This window comes from Streptomyces sp. NPDC057099 (genome assembly GCF_042671245.1).
Taxonomy (GTDB): domain Bacteria; phylum Actinomycetota; class Actinomycetes; order Streptomycetales; family Streptomycetaceae; genus Streptomyces; species Streptomyces purpurascens.
This window is the reverse complement of the sequence record NZ_JBHUTX010000026.1, coordinates 30,792-46,171: the sequence shown is the minus strand read 5'-3', so window position 1 is coordinate 46,171 and position 15,380 is coordinate 30,792. Positions and strand designations below refer to the sequence as shown.

The 15,380-nt window shown below is 73.1% G+C and carries 16 protein-coding genes; 7 read left to right on the top strand and 9 right to left on the bottom strand.

Annotated elements, in window-relative coordinates; all coding sequences use genetic code 11:
* Positions 1-411 precede the first annotated feature (411 nt).
* Positions 412-1,647, bottom strand: a complete 1,236-nt coding sequence (locus ACFT4A_RS27085) for a DUF2993 domain-containing protein (RefSeq protein ID WP_382834625.1) — start codon at positions 1,645-1,647, stop codon at positions 412-414.
* A gap of 58 nt (positions 1,648-1,705) precedes the next feature.
* On the bottom strand, positions 1,706-3,529 hold the full coding sequence (locus tag ACFT4A_RS27080) for a bifunctional metallophosphatase/5'-nucleotidase (protein WP_382834622.1): 1,824 nt from the start codon (positions 3,527-3,529) through the stop codon (positions 1,706-1,708).
* A 198-nt stretch (positions 3,530-3,727) separates the two neighbouring features.
* Between ACFT4A_RS27080 and mshD the strand changes: the two genes are divergently transcribed.
* Positions 3,728-4,654, top strand: a complete 927-nt coding sequence (gene mshD, locus ACFT4A_RS27075) for a mycothiol synthase (RefSeq protein ID WP_382834619.1) — start codon at positions 3,728-3,730, stop codon at positions 4,652-4,654.
* A gap of 37 nt (positions 4,655-4,691) precedes the next feature.
* Here mshD and ACFT4A_RS27070 read toward each other — a convergent pair whose 3' ends face one another.
* Positions 4,692-5,459 carry an SDR family NAD(P)-dependent oxidoreductase gene (locus ACFT4A_RS27070; protein ID WP_382834616.1) on the bottom strand — a complete coding sequence of 256 codons (768 nt, stop codon included), beginning with the start codon at positions 5,457-5,459 and terminating at the stop codon, positions 4,692-4,694.
* Positions 5,460-5,589: 130 nt separating this feature from the next.
* On the opposite strand from ACFT4A_RS27070, the gene ACFT4A_RS27065 reads away from it, so the two are divergent.
* Complete coding sequence (locus ACFT4A_RS27065) at positions 5,590-6,444, top strand: helix-turn-helix transcriptional regulator (RefSeq protein ID WP_382834613.1); 855 nt, start codon at positions 5,590-5,592, stop codon at positions 6,442-6,444.
* Positions 6,445-6,451: 7 nt separating this feature from the next.
* On the opposite strand, the gene ACFT4A_RS27060 is transcribed toward ACFT4A_RS27065, so the two are convergent.
* From ACFT4A_RS27060 to ACFT4A_RS27035, 6 genes are read right to left on the bottom strand one after another with little or no spacing between them, the layout of a single operon-like run.
* A complete protein-coding gene (locus tag ACFT4A_RS27060) occupies positions 6,452-7,390 on the bottom strand; it encodes a LysR family transcriptional regulator (RefSeq protein WP_382834610.1) in 939 nt (312 codons plus the stop codon).
* Positions 7,391-7,399: 9 nt separating this feature from the next.
* A complete protein-coding gene (locus ACFT4A_RS27055) occupies positions 7,400-8,059 on the bottom strand; it encodes an ABC transporter (protein ID WP_382834607.1) in 660 nt (219 codons plus the stop codon).
* Positions 8,050-9,564: an ABC transporter permease gene (locus tag ACFT4A_RS27050; protein ID WP_382834604.1), complete on the bottom strand. Its 1,515-nt coding sequence runs from the start codon at positions 9,562-9,564 to the stop codon at positions 8,050-8,052. Before ACFT4A_RS27050 ends, ACFT4A_RS27055 begins: the two co-directional genes overlap by 10 nt.
* A complete protein-coding gene (locus tag ACFT4A_RS27045; protein ID WP_382834601.1) occupies positions 9,561-10,421 on the bottom strand; it encodes an ABC transporter ATP-binding protein in 861 nt (286 codons plus the stop codon). The genes ACFT4A_RS27050 and ACFT4A_RS27045 overlap by 4 nt, the downstream gene beginning before the upstream one ends.
* Positions 10,418-11,254 carry a zf-HC2 domain-containing protein gene (locus ACFT4A_RS27040; protein WP_382834598.1) on the bottom strand — a complete coding sequence of 279 codons (837 nt, stop codon included), beginning with the start codon at positions 11,252-11,254 and terminating at the stop codon, positions 10,418-10,420. Before ACFT4A_RS27040 ends, ACFT4A_RS27045 begins: the two co-directional genes overlap by 4 nt.
* Positions 11,251-11,793 (bottom strand): RNA polymerase sigma factor, encoded by a 543-nt coding sequence (locus ACFT4A_RS27035; protein ID WP_382834595.1) that lies wholly within the window; start codon positions 11,791-11,793, stop codon positions 11,251-11,253. Before ACFT4A_RS27035 ends, ACFT4A_RS27040 begins: the two co-directional genes overlap by 4 nt.
* A gap of 112 nt (positions 11,794-11,905) precedes the next feature.
* On the opposite strand from ACFT4A_RS27035, the gene ACFT4A_RS27030 reads away from it, so the two are divergent.
* The 5 genes from ACFT4A_RS27030 to ACFT4A_RS27010 are packed head-to-tail and all read left to right on the top strand — an operon-like array spanning position 11,906 to position 15,273.
* On the top strand, positions 11,906-12,298 hold the full coding sequence (locus ACFT4A_RS27030) for a GntR family transcriptional regulator (protein ID WP_382834592.1): 393 nt from the start codon (positions 11,906-11,908) through the stop codon (positions 12,296-12,298).
* On the top strand, positions 12,295-13,179 hold the full coding sequence (locus tag ACFT4A_RS27025) for an ABC transporter ATP-binding protein (protein ID WP_382834589.1): 885 nt from the start codon (positions 12,295-12,297) through the stop codon (positions 13,177-13,179). The genes ACFT4A_RS27030 and ACFT4A_RS27025 overlap by 4 nt, the downstream gene beginning before the upstream one ends.
* Positions 13,176-14,180 carry an ABC transporter permease gene (locus tag ACFT4A_RS27020; protein ID WP_382834587.1) on the top strand — a complete coding sequence of 335 codons (1,005 nt, stop codon included), beginning with the start codon at positions 13,176-13,178 and terminating at the stop codon, positions 14,178-14,180. Before ACFT4A_RS27025 ends, ACFT4A_RS27020 begins: the two co-directional genes overlap by 4 nt.
* Positions 14,177-14,347, top strand: a complete 171-nt coding sequence (locus tag ACFT4A_RS27015; protein WP_382834585.1) for a hypothetical protein — start codon at positions 14,177-14,179, stop codon at positions 14,345-14,347. Before ACFT4A_RS27020 ends, ACFT4A_RS27015 begins: the two co-directional genes overlap by 4 nt.
* Positions 14,344-15,273 carry a hypothetical protein gene (locus tag ACFT4A_RS27010; RefSeq protein WP_382834583.1) on the top strand — a complete coding sequence of 310 codons (930 nt, stop codon included), beginning with the start codon at positions 14,344-14,346 and terminating at the stop codon, positions 15,271-15,273. Before ACFT4A_RS27015 ends, ACFT4A_RS27010 begins: the two co-directional genes overlap by 4 nt.
* The last annotated feature ends 107 nt before the right edge of the window (positions 15,274-15,380 follow it).

The window sequence follows — 15,380 nt, the reverse complement described above, 5'->3', positions numbered from 1 at the left end:
ATTCCGCTGCGCGAAAAGCCCTCAGGGCGGGTGAGGTTCAGCTTCGGAGCGGGTGAGGTTCAGCCTCGGGCGGCTTGGTGAGGTTCAGCCTCGGGCGGCTTGGTGAGGTTCAGCCTCGGGCGGCTTGGTGAGTTCGGCCCCGGAGCCGGTGTGGGTTCGACTGCGGGCACGGCGGGGCCAGCCCGGACCCGGTGGGGCTCAGCTTCGGAGCCGGTGGCGTTCTGCGGCCCCGGCCACGGCGGTGCCGGAAGCCGGTTTGACTCAGCCTCGGACCCGGCGAGTTCCGGCCCCGAACCCGACAGGGCCCGGCCTCGGAGCCAGTGCAACTCAGCCCGAACTCGGCGGGGCCAGCCCCCACCCCTGCGGGCCCAGCCCTCACCCCTGCGGGCCCAGGCCCCACCCCGGAGTGGTTCAGCTGCCCACCGACAGCCCCGAACCCGACAGCCGCACCTTGATGCCGTCCTTCTCCACCCGTACGTCCTCCAGCTTCACGTCCCCCTGCTCCGGCTTCGGCAGTTCGAACGCCAGGGCGAGACGGTCGGCCAGGACCGGGCGGGTCAGGCCCGAGAGCTCGCCGAGGAGGGCGGGGTCGAGGCCCAGGCGCTTGAGGACGTCGGGGTTGTTCAGGGCGAGGTCGATGAGGTTGAGGCGTTCGGCCTGGCGGGCGAAGCGCGGGGAGCCGGTCAGCTCGGCGAGCTTGCCGTCGTCGGCCAGGGCCTCGTTCACGGTCGCCTCGGGGACGCCCATGCGCTTCACGATGGCGGGGACCGACAGCAGCGCCTTGGCCTTCTGCGTCTCCCGGGCCAGGTCGGCGGACGCCTTGGGCGTCAGATGCAGCCCCTCCGAGGCGCGCTTGCCGGGGCGGTAGGTGGCGAGGTCCCCGATGTCCAGGCGCATGCCGCCGATCTCCGTGGCGATGCCCCGCTCCCCCTGCCGCTGGATCCGGGCCTCGGCCCGCAGCTTCAGGTTGTGCCCGGCGACCGGCAGGGTGCCGCGCGCCCGCACCCGGTCCCGGCCCTCGCCGGTGAACGTCACCTGGGACGCGCCGAGTTCGCGGTTGAGATCCTCGAAGGACAGCATGACGTCCCCGTCGAAGCGGGGAACATCCGCACCGCGCACGGAGGTCAGGCCGTCGGCGTTCAGCCGGACGTCATGGGCCGTGGCCGACACCTTCGCCAGCGAGACCCGGTCCGCGGCGACGTCCGGAACGGTCACCTTCACCGACTCCAGCCGCTTGTCGGCGAGTTGGGTGAGGAAGGGGAAGCCGCCGATCTCCACCTCGGGCGCGGCGGCCAGGTCGAGGCGGTCCTTGAGGGTGCCCGCGGCCTTGTGCTCGGCGTACAGCACCGCCCAGCGGTCACCGAGGGCGGCGAACGAGGCGAGAACGACCAGGCCCACCACCGCCTTCACCGCGAGCGGCAGCCCGGCGAAACGATTCTTTCGACGTCGGCCGCCGCGACGGTGATCGGGCGGCGACCACTCCGGTTCCTGCTCGTCCCGCTGCTCCGCGTCCTCGCCGAGGAAGTCCTGCAGAGGGGTCGCCTCCAGAGGCCCGTCATCGAGGGCGCCGAGCTCGTCGTAAGGGTTGTGGGGCTGTTCGGAGCGGTCGTCGGGATGATGCGTGTCTATGCGGTGGGGGGTGCGCATCGTCTCATCCGACCATGCGCACCGCCCCACCCCGCAACCTGAACCCCAGGTATGCGATTTACTTCACGATCGTGATCCGGTCCGCCTTCGGCGGCGCGAGCGGGTCCGAGGCCGAGGAGTTGGCCGTCAAGTACTGCTCCAGAGCGGCCAGATCGTCGAGACCGACGACATCGTTCGTGCCCTGGCCCAGCGTCGGGAATCCGTCGCCGCCGCCCGCGAGGAAGCTGTTCGTCGCGACGCGGTAGGTGGCCGCCGGGTCGATGGCCTTGCCGTCCAGCTTGACCGAGTCGGTGACGACGCGGTCGGCGCCGGACCTGGTGAGGTCCAGCGTGTAGGTCAGGCCCGACGACACCTGGAGCACCTTCGGCGCCGCCGCGTTCGCGCCGGTCACCTGCTCCTTGAGAATCTGGATCAGCTGCGTGCCGGTGAAGTTCTGCAGGTTCACGGTGTTGGCGAACGGCTGGACCGTGAAGCCCTCCGCGTATGTCACGACACCGTCGCCTTCACCGGCTTTGGCCGCATACGTCAGGGGTGCCCGGATACCGCCCGGGTTCATCAGCGCCAGGTCGGTCTCCGGGTCGAGCTTCTTGCCGTGGGCGAGCTGGGCGTCGGCGATCAGGTCGCCGAGCGGGGACTCGCTGCCGGTGTTGCCGATGTCGCCGGAGATGTAGCCGATCGGCTTGTTGCCGATGGGCGCGGCCAGGGTGTTCCACTTGCTGATCAGCTGCGTCATGTCGGGCGCCTTGGGGACGTCCCGGGTGACGACGCGGTTCGCCGACTTCACGGCCGTACGGGCGATGTCGCCGGTCTTGCGGTCGTAGGTCAGCGTGGTGTCGGTGTAGAGGCGGCCGAAGGACGCGGCCGAGGTGACCATGCGGGGCTTGCCCGCCGGGTCGTCGATGCTGCACACGTACGCGTTGTGGGTGTGGCCGGTGACCAGCGCGTCCACCTGCGGCGTGACGTTCTTGGCGATGTCGACGATCGGCCCGGAGATGCCGTCGCCCGCGCCCGGGGCGTCACAGTCGTAGTTGTACGACGTCGACGCCGGGAAGCCGCCCTCGTGGATGAGGGCGACGATCGACTTCACGCCCTTCTTCCGCAGCTCCTTGGCGTACTTGTTGATCGTCTCGACCTCGTCCTTGAAGGAGAGGCCCTTGACGCCCTCGGCGGAGACGATGTCCGGGGTGCCCTCCAGGGTCACGCCGATGAAGCCGACCTTGACGTCCTTCTTCTTCCACACCCAGTAGGGCTTGAGGATCGGCTTCTTCGTCTTCTCGTCGAGGACGTTGGCGGCCAGGTAGGGGAAGTCGGCGCCCTTGAACTTCTTGTCCGTGTAGCAGCCGTCCTTCGGGTGGCAGCCGCCCTTCTGCAGACGGCCCAGTTCCTTGGCGCCCTCGTCGAACTCGTGGTTGCCGACGGAGGTGACGTCGAGGTCGAGCTTGTTCAGCGCCTCGATCGTCGGCTCGTCGTGGAAGAGCCCGGAGATCAGCGGGGAGGCACCGACCATGTCGCCGCCGGCGGCGGTGACGGAGTACTTCTCGCCCTTGCGGGCCTCGCGCAGATGCGTGGCCAGGTACTCCACACCACCCGCGTCGATGGTCTTCGTCGTACCGTCCGCCTGCTGCTCGGTGACCCGGCCGGAGGAACCGGCCGGCGGCTCCAGGTTGCCGTGCAGGTCGTTGAACGACAGCAGCTGGACATCCTGGTAGCGGCCGGGCCAGTGACCGCCCTTGCGGTGGTCCTCGCCCGCGGTCGCCGACCCCGGCAGCCCGGCGGCGGCCAGCGCGCCGACGGTGACGACACCGGCGGCGAGAGCGGCGAAACGGTTCGTACGACGTCTACGGCGCTCCTGGTGCACCGATGCCGGTGAAGTGGCTGGCATTCGCCCCCCTGTGGGTCTGCTGCTGCTTGTTCAGACAGTGATGTCGTCTTGTCGCGACACTGATGTCGTCTTGTTCGGACGTGAAGTCGTCCGGCGCAGCCTAGAGTCAACGCGCGTAGCGCGACAGGTGTTTCGTGGTTACATCTGGGTTGCTTCTTTGCCGCCGTTTTCCCGGTGGGTCCCCGTACCCTCGTACGCATGACCAGCGACGACACCGTACGGCCCGGCCGCCCCCGCTCGATCGAGACCCTTGCCGCGCTCTCCGCGGAGCAGACCGAGGCCGTGCTCGGGCTGCTCGCCGAGGCGGCCCGGACCGACGGGCAGCAGGCGGTGTCCGAACAGGGCCGGTTGCAGTTGCGGGGCGGCGAGCGGGAGGGCGTGGCGCATCTGCTGCTCACCGTCGACGGCGAACTCGTCGGCTATGCCCAGCTGGAGGACACCGACCCGGTGGAGCCGCCGGCCGCCGAGCTGGTCGTCCACCCCGGGTATCGCGGGCACGGGCACGGGCGGGCGCTCGGGTCCGCCCTGCTGGCCGCGTCCGGGAAGCGGCTGCGAGTCTGGGCGCACGGCGGTCACTCCGCCGCCCGGCATCTCGCGCAGGTCCTGGGCCTGACCCTGTTCCGTGAACTGCGTCAGATGCGGCGCCCGTTGAGCGACTTCGACGCGCCCTACCCGAGGCTGCCCGAGGGCGTCAGCGTCCGCGCCTTCGTCCCCGGCCGGGACGACGCGGCCTGGCTCGCCGTGAACGCCGCCGCCTTCGCCCACCACCCCGAGCAGGGCTCCCTCACCCAGCGGGACCTCGACGACCGCAAGTCCGAGCCGTGGTTCGACCCCGCCGGTTTCTTCCTCGCCTTCCGCGGCGACGAACTCGTCGGCTTCCACTGGACCAAGGTCCACGCCCAGGAGGGCCTCGGCGAGGTCTACGTCCTCGGCGTCGGCCCCGGCGCCCAGGGCGGCGGCCTCGGCAAGTCCCTGACCACGATCGGCCTGCGGCATCTGGCCCGGCAGGGCCTGCCCACGGCGATGCTCTACGTCGACGCCGACAACAAGGCGGCGGTGACGGTGTACGAGCGGCTGGGGTTCGAGACGCACGAGGTGGATCTGATGTACCGGACGGAGACCTGAGGGAGCCGGGCGAGGCCGGGACCGGTGAGCCGGCGGATCAGTGCGCGGTGAGTCCGCCGTCGACGACGAACTCCGCCCCGGTGACGAACGAGGACTCGTCACCGGCCAGGAACAGCATCGTGGGAGCGATCTCCTCGGGGCGGCCGGCCCGTCGCATCGGGGTCCGTGCGATATCGGGCTGCTGATCCCCCTCCGCGTCGAGGATCGCCTGGATCATCGGGGTGGCGATGACGCCCGGGTGCACGGAGTTCACGCGAACACCCCGAGTCGCGTACTCCACCGCGGCGGTCTTGGTGAGCAGGCGTACCGCTCCCTTGGACGCCTGGTACGCGGCGGCGGCCCCGCTGCCGATCAGCCCCAGGACGGACGAGGTGTTGATCACCGAGCCGTTGCCGCTCGCGCGCAGCAACGGCATGGCCGCCTTCATGCCCAGCCAGGTCCCTGTCTGGTTGACCGCGATCACCCGGTCCCACGCCTGACGATCGGTGTCTTCGACACCGGGCCAGTCCACGACGCCCGCGATGTTCACCAGAACGTCCAGCCGCCCGAAGTGCCGCTCGACCTGGGCGACGGCCTCGTCCCACTGCTGTGCCGAGGCCACGTCCAGACCGATGCCCACCGCCTCGGCGCCGCCGCCCCGCAGCCGCGCCGCGAGGTCCGCCGCGGCGTCGGCGGCGGCATCGGTGACCAGGAGACGCGCTCCTTCGCGCGCGAACAACTCCGCGGTGGCCCGGCCGATGCCACCTGTCGCGCCGGTGATCAGCGCTGTCTTTCCTGCCAGTCGTCCCGTCGTGGTGGTGCTCATCTCACGTCCCTGTCTCGCGGCTGTCGTTCTCCACCGAGACTGGGCAGGTCAAGGGCCATCGCCCAGGCCGCACGCTGCCTGGGTGCGGCACACCCAGGCAGCGCCGGGACCCCACGCCTAGCCTGGACGCATGGCTGACAACCACCTGGGCGACTTCCTCCGCGCGCGCCGCGCCGATCAGCGGCCGGAGGACGTCGGCATGGCGAGCTACGGGACCCGCAGGGTCGCCGGACTGCGCCGTGAGGAGGTCGCCGTCCTGGCCGGAGTGAACGCCGACTACTACACGCGCCTGGAGCAGGGGCGCGAACGCAACCCCTCACCCCAGGTGCTCGACGCCCTCAGCCGCGCGCTGCGGCTCGACACGGATACCCGCGCGCACCTGTACCGGCTTGCGGGGGCCGCTCCGGGCGACCAGGTCGCCGTACACTCCGCCGACTCGGTCAGCCCCGCGCTGCGCCAGCTGATGGACGGCTACCCGAACACGCCCGCCTTCGTCCTCGACCGTGCCCTGGACATCCTCGCCACCAACACCCTGGCCGACGCCCTCTACGCGCCGTTCGACCGGGCGGACAATCTGGCGCGTATGACGTTTCTCGACCCCGCGGGCCGGCACTTCTACACGGACTGGGACCGGGCTGCCCAGGCCACCGTCGCCAACCTGCGCCACGCGGCGGGCTTCGACCCGAACGACCCCCGGCTACGGGCACTGGTCCGCACCCTCACCGAGCACAGCACGGAGTTCACCCGCCTGTGGAACGCCCACACCGTGCGCGGCAAGACCCGGGACGCCAAGCACCTCCTCCACCCGGACGTCGGCGCGCTCACCCTCACCTACCAGGCGTTCGACGTACGGGACGCGCCCGGCCAGCAGCTCGTCATCTACCACGCCGAGCCGGGCAGCTCCAGCGCCGAGGCCCTGGGCCTCCTCGGCTCCCTCCACGCCACCCGGCGCCCGCCCCAGACCCTCCCCCAAGGGCGGGGCTAGCCTCCGCTCACCGCACAGGCTCAGCCCACGACGGACGCCAGGTCTCCCCCTCGGTCGGGCGGGGCCGCGTCGCCAACAGGTGGTCGCGGAGGGCGGCGAGGCCGGGGTGGGGGTTGTCCGTGCGCCAGAGCAGTGCGTGCGGGTAGACCGGCATCGGGTCACGCACGGGGACGAGGCGCAGGTCGTGGTCGGTCGGCCAGACCAGGGGCGTTCGTTCGCTGAGGAAGGTCGCCAGGGTCGGGGAGGCCGCGATGGTGTCGAGGAGGGCCTCGATACCGAAGTTGGGACCGATGGTGTCGAGGGTCGGGCCGAAGGTCGCGGCGAGTTCGTCGTAGTACGCGGCCCACTCCGTGCCGGGCTCGTTGCCCGGCATCCAGATCCGGTGCCCGGCCAGTTGCGCGGGTGTCACCGAGGCGGCCCGGGCGAACTCGTGGCCGGGGCCGACGCACAGGCGCAGCGGCTCGTCGAGGACCGGAACGGCTTCGACGCCGTCGGGCAGCCGGTGCCCGGGCATGCTCACGGCACGGAACGTGGCGTCGACGGCCCCGTCCCGCACCGCGGCCAGCGCCGTATCGGCGCCGAACAGTGTGACGACGTCCAGAGCGATCTCCGGATGCGCCAGGTGGAAGTCCCGTACCAGCCCGGCCGTGGCGACCCGGCGCCCCACGACGTCCACCCGTAGCGCACGGTCCCCGGGGCTCACGGCGGCCACCGCCCGTTCCTCGGCCCGGAGCAGGGCCCGGGCGTGCGGCAGGAGCGCCTGCCCGTCGATGGTGAGGTCCGCTCCCCGGGCCGTGCGCACGAGCAGCCGCACCCCGAGGTCCTTCTCCAGCGCGGCGATCCGCTTGGAGACGGCCTGCTGGGTGAGATCCAGATCCACGGCGGCCTTCTGGAACTGCCCGGAGTCGGCGATCGCGACGAACGCTCGTACGGCTTTGAGGTCCACGTCGGCACTCTAGGAGTACGGCCTGCGGCCCGGGCCCCCGCGCCACGCCCACCGCCGCACCGGCTCCCCCGCCCCCAGCACCCCCACCAGCACGGCCACCGCCAGCACCACCGCCCACCGGTCATGCGCCGCCGCCCACCGCTCGTCCTGCACCGGCACGAACAGCGCCCACCGCCCGGGCCAGAACAGCAGGGCCAGTACCGCCGAGGTCAGCAGGCCGGCCGCGAGGCGTGCCCCGGGGCGGGCGATGTCGCTGTGGCGCACGGCGAGCACCGCGGCGGCCACCGCCAGGGCGAAGGCGGACCCGGCCTCCAGGGTGATGTCGGCGACCGGGGGCCGGAGGTCCCGCGGCACGAGCAGGAGTGCCAGCGTCCACCAGGCCGCCACGACCGGGAGGACGAGTGCCGCACGCAGCCCGGTACGGACCGGGCGCGGGGTCGGCACCGTGGATGTGGTGTGCCGGGCCGGGTCGTCCAGCAGGAAGACCAGGCCGATCGCGAAGGCCAGGATCGCCGCCCGGAGCAGAGGCAGCGCGAGCCATTCCCCCGCCTCGCCGGTGGCCCGGGTCAGTCCGGCCATCAGCAGCCCGGCCGCACCGGCCGCCCCCACCAGGCCCAACGGCATGGTCCGGCAGACGGCGACAGTCAACTCCCTGCTCACTACGCGCACTTGTCGTCCCCTTCGGGTGCGGCCACGCCCAGCAGTCGCGCGGCCCGGGCCGCCGTCACCTTCGGCTCGGTCAGCTCGGCCCAGTTGGCCTTCACGCGTGCCGTGGCCTCGCCCCGGGGCCGCGCCAGCAGCTCGCGCAGCACCTCCGTCTGGGCCTCGGTCATGGACAGGCCGTCCGTCGGCTGGAGCACGATGGCCGAGCCGGTGTCGCTGTCGTCGAGACGGACACGCCGCAGCGCGGCCACCGGGTCGGACTCCCAGCCCAGGGCCAGCCACATGACGGTGACGATGCGGCCGTCGCATATCGAGGTCGAAGCCTTCTCATCGCCCGCGACCAGCACTCCGGCGACGGCGGCCGAGAACTCGGGGACGCGGTTGCCGCCCCACTGGGTGCCGACCGTCACCTCGTGCGGACGCTCCAGCGGCGTCAGCGCGCTGTCGCTGGAGAGGCCGTCGCGGGCGGCGATCCGCTGCCGTACGACGATCTTCTGGTCCTGGGCACCGCCCCCGGCCAGGGACCGCACCCGGTCCACCACCCCGTCCCAGTCCCCGACCCGCGGCCCCCACTCGGGGAACGCGCAGTACGTCGACCCGTCCCGCTCGACGCAGGACTGCAGTTGCTCGGGGGTGTCCGAGGCGCGTTCGCGGGCCCGGACCAGCTCGGGGGATTCGCCGCCCGTCTGGATCACCCCGCCCACCAGCGCCATGGCCAGCGCCCCGGCGATCCCCACCAGGAGAAGCGGCTTGCGGCCACCGGCGAGCAGCACCGCCGTCAGGCCCACGCACAGTGCCAGCCCGGCCAGGTACAGGGCGTGCCAGCCGGCGGGCCGGCCCAGCAGGTCGGAAGGCAGGGTGTTGTTGGTCGACTCGACGACGACGGGCAGCAGCCAGCGGCTTCCGTCGTCGCTCGTGCCCCAGAGGAAGAGGAACAGGAACAGCGCGAACACGACCAGCAGCGGCGCGGCCAGAGCCGAGCGCAGGAGCCCTGCCAGGAGGAGCCCGACCAGCCCGGCCAGCAGCACGGTCAGCGGTCCCACGAGCAGTTCGCTCACCGAACCGTGCCCGATCGCGCCCGGCCGGAACGCCTCCCGGGCGAACTGCGCGGCCACGCACACGGCGGTGAGCAGGGCCGCGGCCAGGGCCGACAGCGCGTGGGCGACCGTACGCCGCCACGGGGGCATGACCAGCGTCCCGAAGTACGGCTCCGTCCCGTGCCGCCGGGAGCGCAGCGCGGCGCGGTTGACGCACAGCAGCACCGTGAGCCCGATGAGCAGCGGCGCGCTCTGGGTGGCGCGGTCGGCGTCCTGGAGGGCGGGAAAGCCGCCCCAGTCCTTGCCCGTGCGCCATACGGTCCAGCCGATGTACACGACGAAGGCGATGAGCATCGGCAGCATCGTCAGCAGCCGGCGGGTCTCGAACCCGGCCAGGGCGATCACGGCGGCCCATGGCCGGCCGCCCTCGGCCCGCTCGTGGGACGCGACCGGCTTCTCCATCACCGCGGTCATGCCGCCACCTCCACGGCGTCACCGTCGAGGGTGAGCAGATAGCCGTCCTCCAGGGTGGGTTCGAGGAGCTCGGCGCCGTCCGGTGGGTCCCCCACGTTCCGGAAGGAACCGGTCCCCGTGCGCCAGCCCGCCTTCGCGCCCGGGTCCCGCTCGGTGCTGCTCCACACCCGCCGCGCGGCCCGTGCGGTCAGCTCGGCGGGGGTGCCGTCGAACCGCAGCCGACCGCCGGCCATGACCAGCACGCGGTGGCAGAGCATCGCCACGTCCTCGGTCTGGTGGGTGGAGAGCAGCACCGTGCGCCCCTCCCCCGCACCGGCGATCAACTCCCGGAACCGCATGCGCTGTTCGGGGTCGAGCCCGACGGTCGGCTCGTCGAGGACCAGGAACCCGGGGTCACCGACCAGGGCGGCCCCGAGGGCGACCCGCTGCCGCATCCCGCCGGACAGCTTCCGGATCCGCTTCCCGCGTACGTCGGTGAGCCCGACCTCGTCCAGCACCCGCCGCACTTCCCGGTGCCGGGCGGACCGGTCGGTCATCTCCTTCAGGATCGCCACGTAGTCGACGAACTCGAAGGCCGTGAAGTCCGGGTGGAACCCCGGTGTCTGCGGCAGATAGCCCAGCCGGCGCCGCACCTCCTGCCGGCCCCGCGCGGTGCCCGGGTCATGCCCGAGCACGGTGAAGGCGCCCCGGTCGGCGGGCAGAGCCGTGGCGAGGACCCGCAGCAGCGTGGTCTTGCCTGCGCCGTTGGGTCCGAGCAGTCCGGTGACGCCGGCGGACAGCCGCAGCGACACGTCGTCGAGGGCGCGGGTGCCTCCGTAGCGGAGGCTGAGCCCGGAGGCGGACACGGTCGGGGTCATACGGCACGTCCCTGAAAGAGGTCGAATCGGTCACGGAGGAGAAAGAGCAGCCCGGCGGCGAGCGCGGCGACCGCCGCCGCCACGCCCTGCCCGGCCACGGTGAACGGCGCGAGCGGCGTCTGCGCGCCCGCTCGCAGGGCATCGGCCAGCAACAGCAGCCCGACCCACGCCCCGCCGACCAGCGACGGCGCGAGCACCGGCCCCAGCCGGGGCGTCAGCGCGAGCCCCGTGGCGGTGAGCGCCAGGGCGGGCAGCAGCCAGGCCAGCGCACCCAGCCCGTACGCGGGCAGCGCGAGGGTCGCCAGCCCGTTCAGGCCCAGCACCACGCCCAGCACGGCCACCGTCCTGATCATCAGCAGCCGGAACCCGTGCATCGGCGCGACGACGGCCATCTCGTACGTCGGATCCAGCGCGGGCCCGTACGACAAGGCCACCCCGGCCAGCGGCAGCAGCGGCGCGAGCGCGAGGAACAGCGTGGGGGACTCGCCGCCCCGTACGAGATGCCCGGCCGCCACGCTCAGGAGCAGCACGGCGACGACGGCTCCCAGCCAGGAGCGGCGCAGCACCGGTGCCGCCGCCAGCAGCCGCGCGGTGTGCCCGGGCACCCCGAGCCGCACGAGCAGCGACTCCAGCAGCCCCGTCCGGGGCGCGTCCATCTCGGCGTCGAGCCGCTCCCACCCCGCGTCGAGGACGACCGGGTCACTGACCTCGCCCAGCACCCCCCGGCACCGGGCACAGGCCGCCAGGTGCGCATCGGCGGACCACAGAGCCGGTGCCGCCAACTCACCCCGCGCATAGGCGCGCAGGTCCTCTTCCGGCACGTGCCAACTCATGCCAACGCCTCCCGCAACTGCTTGCGGGCCCGCATCGCCCGCGTCTTGACCGTCCCCGGCGGAATCCCGAGCAGTACGGCCGCTTCCCGGGTGGTGAGCCCGTCGATGACCGTCGCCTGCAGCACCGCCCGCAACTCCGGCGACAGCCGGACGAGGGCGCCGGCGAGGTCCCCGTGCTCCACCCCCGCGAGCACGCGTTCCTCCGCCGACACCTCGTCCCGGTGCCGCAGCCGCGCCAGCGCCTGGCGCAACCGCCCCCGTGCCCCGTCACCGCGCAGCGCGTCCACCAGCCGCCGCGACCCGATGCGCCACAGCCACCCGGCCACATCGACGTCCTCCCGATAGCGGGCCTTGCCCCGCCACACCGCGAGGAACGTCTCCTGTACGACGTCGTCGACGACCCCCGCATCGGCGCACCGCCCCCGCAACCGGGCCCGGAGCCACGGCGCGTACCGCCGGTACAGCTCCTCGAAGGCACGCCGGTCGGCATCCGCGGCGATGGCCCGCAGCAGCTCCCCGTCGCTTCTCGTTTCGCTCACGTCTCCTCATCGGACCGCCCCACGCGAACGGTTCACGAAACCACGCTTGACTTTCGGCCCGACCTTGCACCACCCTTTCACTACTCAATTAGTGAAAGGGTGGTGCAAGGCAGTGGTCGACTACCGCATCGACCGGCGCAGCGGCGTGGCCACCTACGTCCAGATCGTCCAGCAGACCAAACAGGCCCTGCGCCTTGGCCTGTTGGAGCCCGGCGACAAGCTGCCCACGGCCCGCGAGGTGGTGGAGGCGACCGCCATCAACCCGAACACCGTCCTCAAGGCCTACCGGGAGCTGGAGCGCGAGGGCCTGGTCGAGGCGCGCCGCGGACTCGGCACGTTCGTCCGCAAGTCCCTCGGCACCGCCCCCGCCGACTCCCCGCTCCGCGCGGAGCTGGAGGCATGGGCGGCCCGGGCCCGTGAGGCCGGGCTGGAGCGCGACGACGTGGACGCTCTTTTCACTTCCGTACTCGACGCGCACTTCGCGCGACTCAAGGGGGACGTATGACCGACACCGCCATCGAGGCGGCAGCGCTGGGCAGGAGCTTCGGGCGGCGCCGCAGAAAGGCCCTGGACGGCTGCGCGTTCCGGCTCCCGACGGGCCGCGTGTGCGCCGTCGTCGGGCCGAACGGCGCCGGCAAGTCCACCCTGCTCGCCCTCGCGGCCGGGTTATCGAGACCCACCGAGGGCTCGATCACGGTGCTCGGCCGGACCCCGGCCGCGGCCCGCGAACACCTCGCCTACGTCGCGCAGAACAAGCCCCTCCACCCCCAGCTCACCGTCGCCGGCACCCTGCGTCTGGGCCGCGACCTCAACCCCCGGCGCTGGGACGCCCGGACCGCCGAGCGGATCGTCGCGGAGGGCGACCTCGCCCCGGACGCCAAGATCCGCTCGCTCTCGGGCGGCCAGCGCACCCGCGTCGCGCTCGCCCTGGCCCTCGGCAAGCGCCCGGAACTGCTGCTCCTGGACGAGCCGATGGCCGACCTCGACCCGCTCGCCCGGCACCAGCTGATGGCGACCCTCATGGCCGACGCCGCCGACCGCGGCACCACGGTTGTCATGTCCTCACACGTGGTAGGGGAGCTGGAGGGCTCCTGCGACCATCTGCTGCTGCTCGGCGGCGGCCGGGTCCGGCTGGCCGGGCCGCTGGAGGACCTGCTCGCCGCGCACGCCCTGGTCACGGGCCGCGCGGGCGACACCCTGGACCCGCACACCGTGGTCGACTCCCGCACCACCGGCCGCCAGCTGACCGCACTGGTCCGGCCCGCGGGCCCGCTCGGCGACGGACGGCACAGCGACCGCCCCTCCCTGGAGGAAATGGTCCTCGCCCATCTGCGCTCCCCCGAGGCCCCGCCGCTCGTGTGCGAGGCGCAGGAGGCCGCCGTATGACCGCCGTGACCGCCGGGGCACCCGTCGCCGCCCAGCGCCTCACGGCACCGCGCGGCCTGGTCCTGGCCATGCTGCGCGTGCACCGCTCGGCGCTGCTGTTCTGGCTGATGCTGACGGCCGTGGGCATCGGCACCCTGCTGTGGGCCGCGGGCCCGGGCGCCGATGCCGCGCTGGCCGAATACCGGGCGCTCGGCTGCGAAGAGCCGATCCCGGTCCCGGACTGCCGCTTCCCCGAGGCCGCGAACACCCGCTACCAGACAGCCGTGGCGATCGCCTCCGGACTCCTCGCCCTGCTGCCGGTGCTCACCGCGGCCTGGGCGGGAGGCGCCCTGACGGGGCGTGAACTGGAGAGCGGTACGGCCGAGCTGGCCTGGACCCAGTCGGTCAGCCCGGCCCGCTGGCTGGCCGCCAAGCTCGCGGTCCCGGCCCTGCTGCTCATGGCGGGCACGCTCGCGATCACCCTGCTTCTCCGCATGCTGTGGTCGTCGTCCCAGAACTCCCTGGGCCGCTTCCAGAGCTGGTACGAGTGGTACGACGACGGCGTCTTCGAGGTCAACGGCCCCGTCGCCACCGCCCACGTTCTCGCCGCCCTGGCCCTCGGCGTCCTGGCCGGCCTGCTGCTGCGCCGCGCCCTGCCCGCCCTCGGCGTCGCGGTCCTGGCCGTCGCGTCCCTGGTCTACCTGCTCGACGAACTGCGTCCGCACCTGTGGCCCACGACCGCGATGGTGACGTCCGTCGAGGACACCCCGGACCTACCCGGCCTCTTCGTCGAGGGGGGCGCCCTCACCGCCACCGGCGCCCGGGTGCCCGTACCGGACTGCTGGGGAGAACCCACCTGCCCCGCCGAGTCCGGCATCACCGGCCTCTACACCGTCTACCACCCGTCCTCCCACTTCTGGCCCCTCCAGCTCATGGAGAGCGGCATCGCCCTCGCCGTCGCCGCCCTGGCCGTCGCCGCCGCCTTCTGGCTGCTGCGCCGACGCGCGGGAGCCACCGCATGACCGCCCTCGGCACAACGCCCGGGACCGGGGCCCGCCCCGCCACCCCGGGCGGCCTGCACCAAGCGCTCCTGCGGACCCACCGCCCGGCCCCGCCCCCGCCCCACCGCACCCCGACCACCGCGGCAGCCACCCAGCCACCGCACCGCCACACCGGAGCCGCCGCATGACCACCCTCAGCGCGACACCCAGGCCCCGGACCCACCCGACCCCCCGGCGCACCGGCCCGGGCGGCCTGCACCGAACGCTCCTGCGGACCCACCGCCCGGCCCTGCTGCTGACAGGCGTCGTCCTGACCGCCGCGGCAGCCGCCCTGGGCTGGCTGCACTCGCTCGGCGACGAGGCTCGCGCGGGCGTCAGCGCCTGCGCGACGCCCGCGAGCGGCGTGCTCCCCTCCTGCGCGGCGGTCGACGCGATCACCGCCGACGAGACCTACGCGAGCGGTCTCGCCGTGATCGCGACCGTGCTGTCCTGGGCGCTGTTCCCCGTGGCCGCCTGGGCGGGCGGCGCGCTCACCGGGCGCGAGCTGGAGAACGGCACCGCCCAGCTGGCCTGGACCCAGTCGGTCAGCCCGCTGCGCTGGCTGGCCGCGAAACTGGCGCTCCCTGCGGCGCTGCTCACCGCCGGCACGGGCGGACTCGTCCTGCTGAACCTCTGGGCCCGAGGCGACAGCAACCCGAACCTGACCGGCGACTGGTACGACGCGGACGTCTTCGTGTCGACCGGCCCGACGGCCGTGGCGTACGCCCTGGCCGGTCTCGCCCTCGGCGTTCTCGCCGGCCTGGTGTGGCGCCGGGCGCTGCCGGCCGCGGGAGTGGCCCTCGGCGCCTCCTTGCTGCTCCACGGCTTCCTGGAGCGCCGTCGCGAGGACCTCTGGCCCGCCCTCACCCGCGTCGCGCCGCACAGCATCGAACTGCCCCGCTCGGCCTTCCCGCTCTCCTCGGACACCCCCAACGGCGCGCAGATCACCCGCACCACGTTCCACCCCCCGTCCCACTTCTGGCCCCTGCAGTACGTGGAAACCGGCCTGCTCCTGGCCGTGGCCGCCGCCGCGACGGCCGCCGCCTTCGCCCTCTTGGCCCATCGCCTCCCATGAACCCGGTCCGCGCGCCCTTCCGCGGGGGATGGACGCGCGGACCGCGAGAACCACCCCGGGGGGCCCGACCGGCCGGGGGCACCGAGTTCGTCCACAGCCTGTGGGCA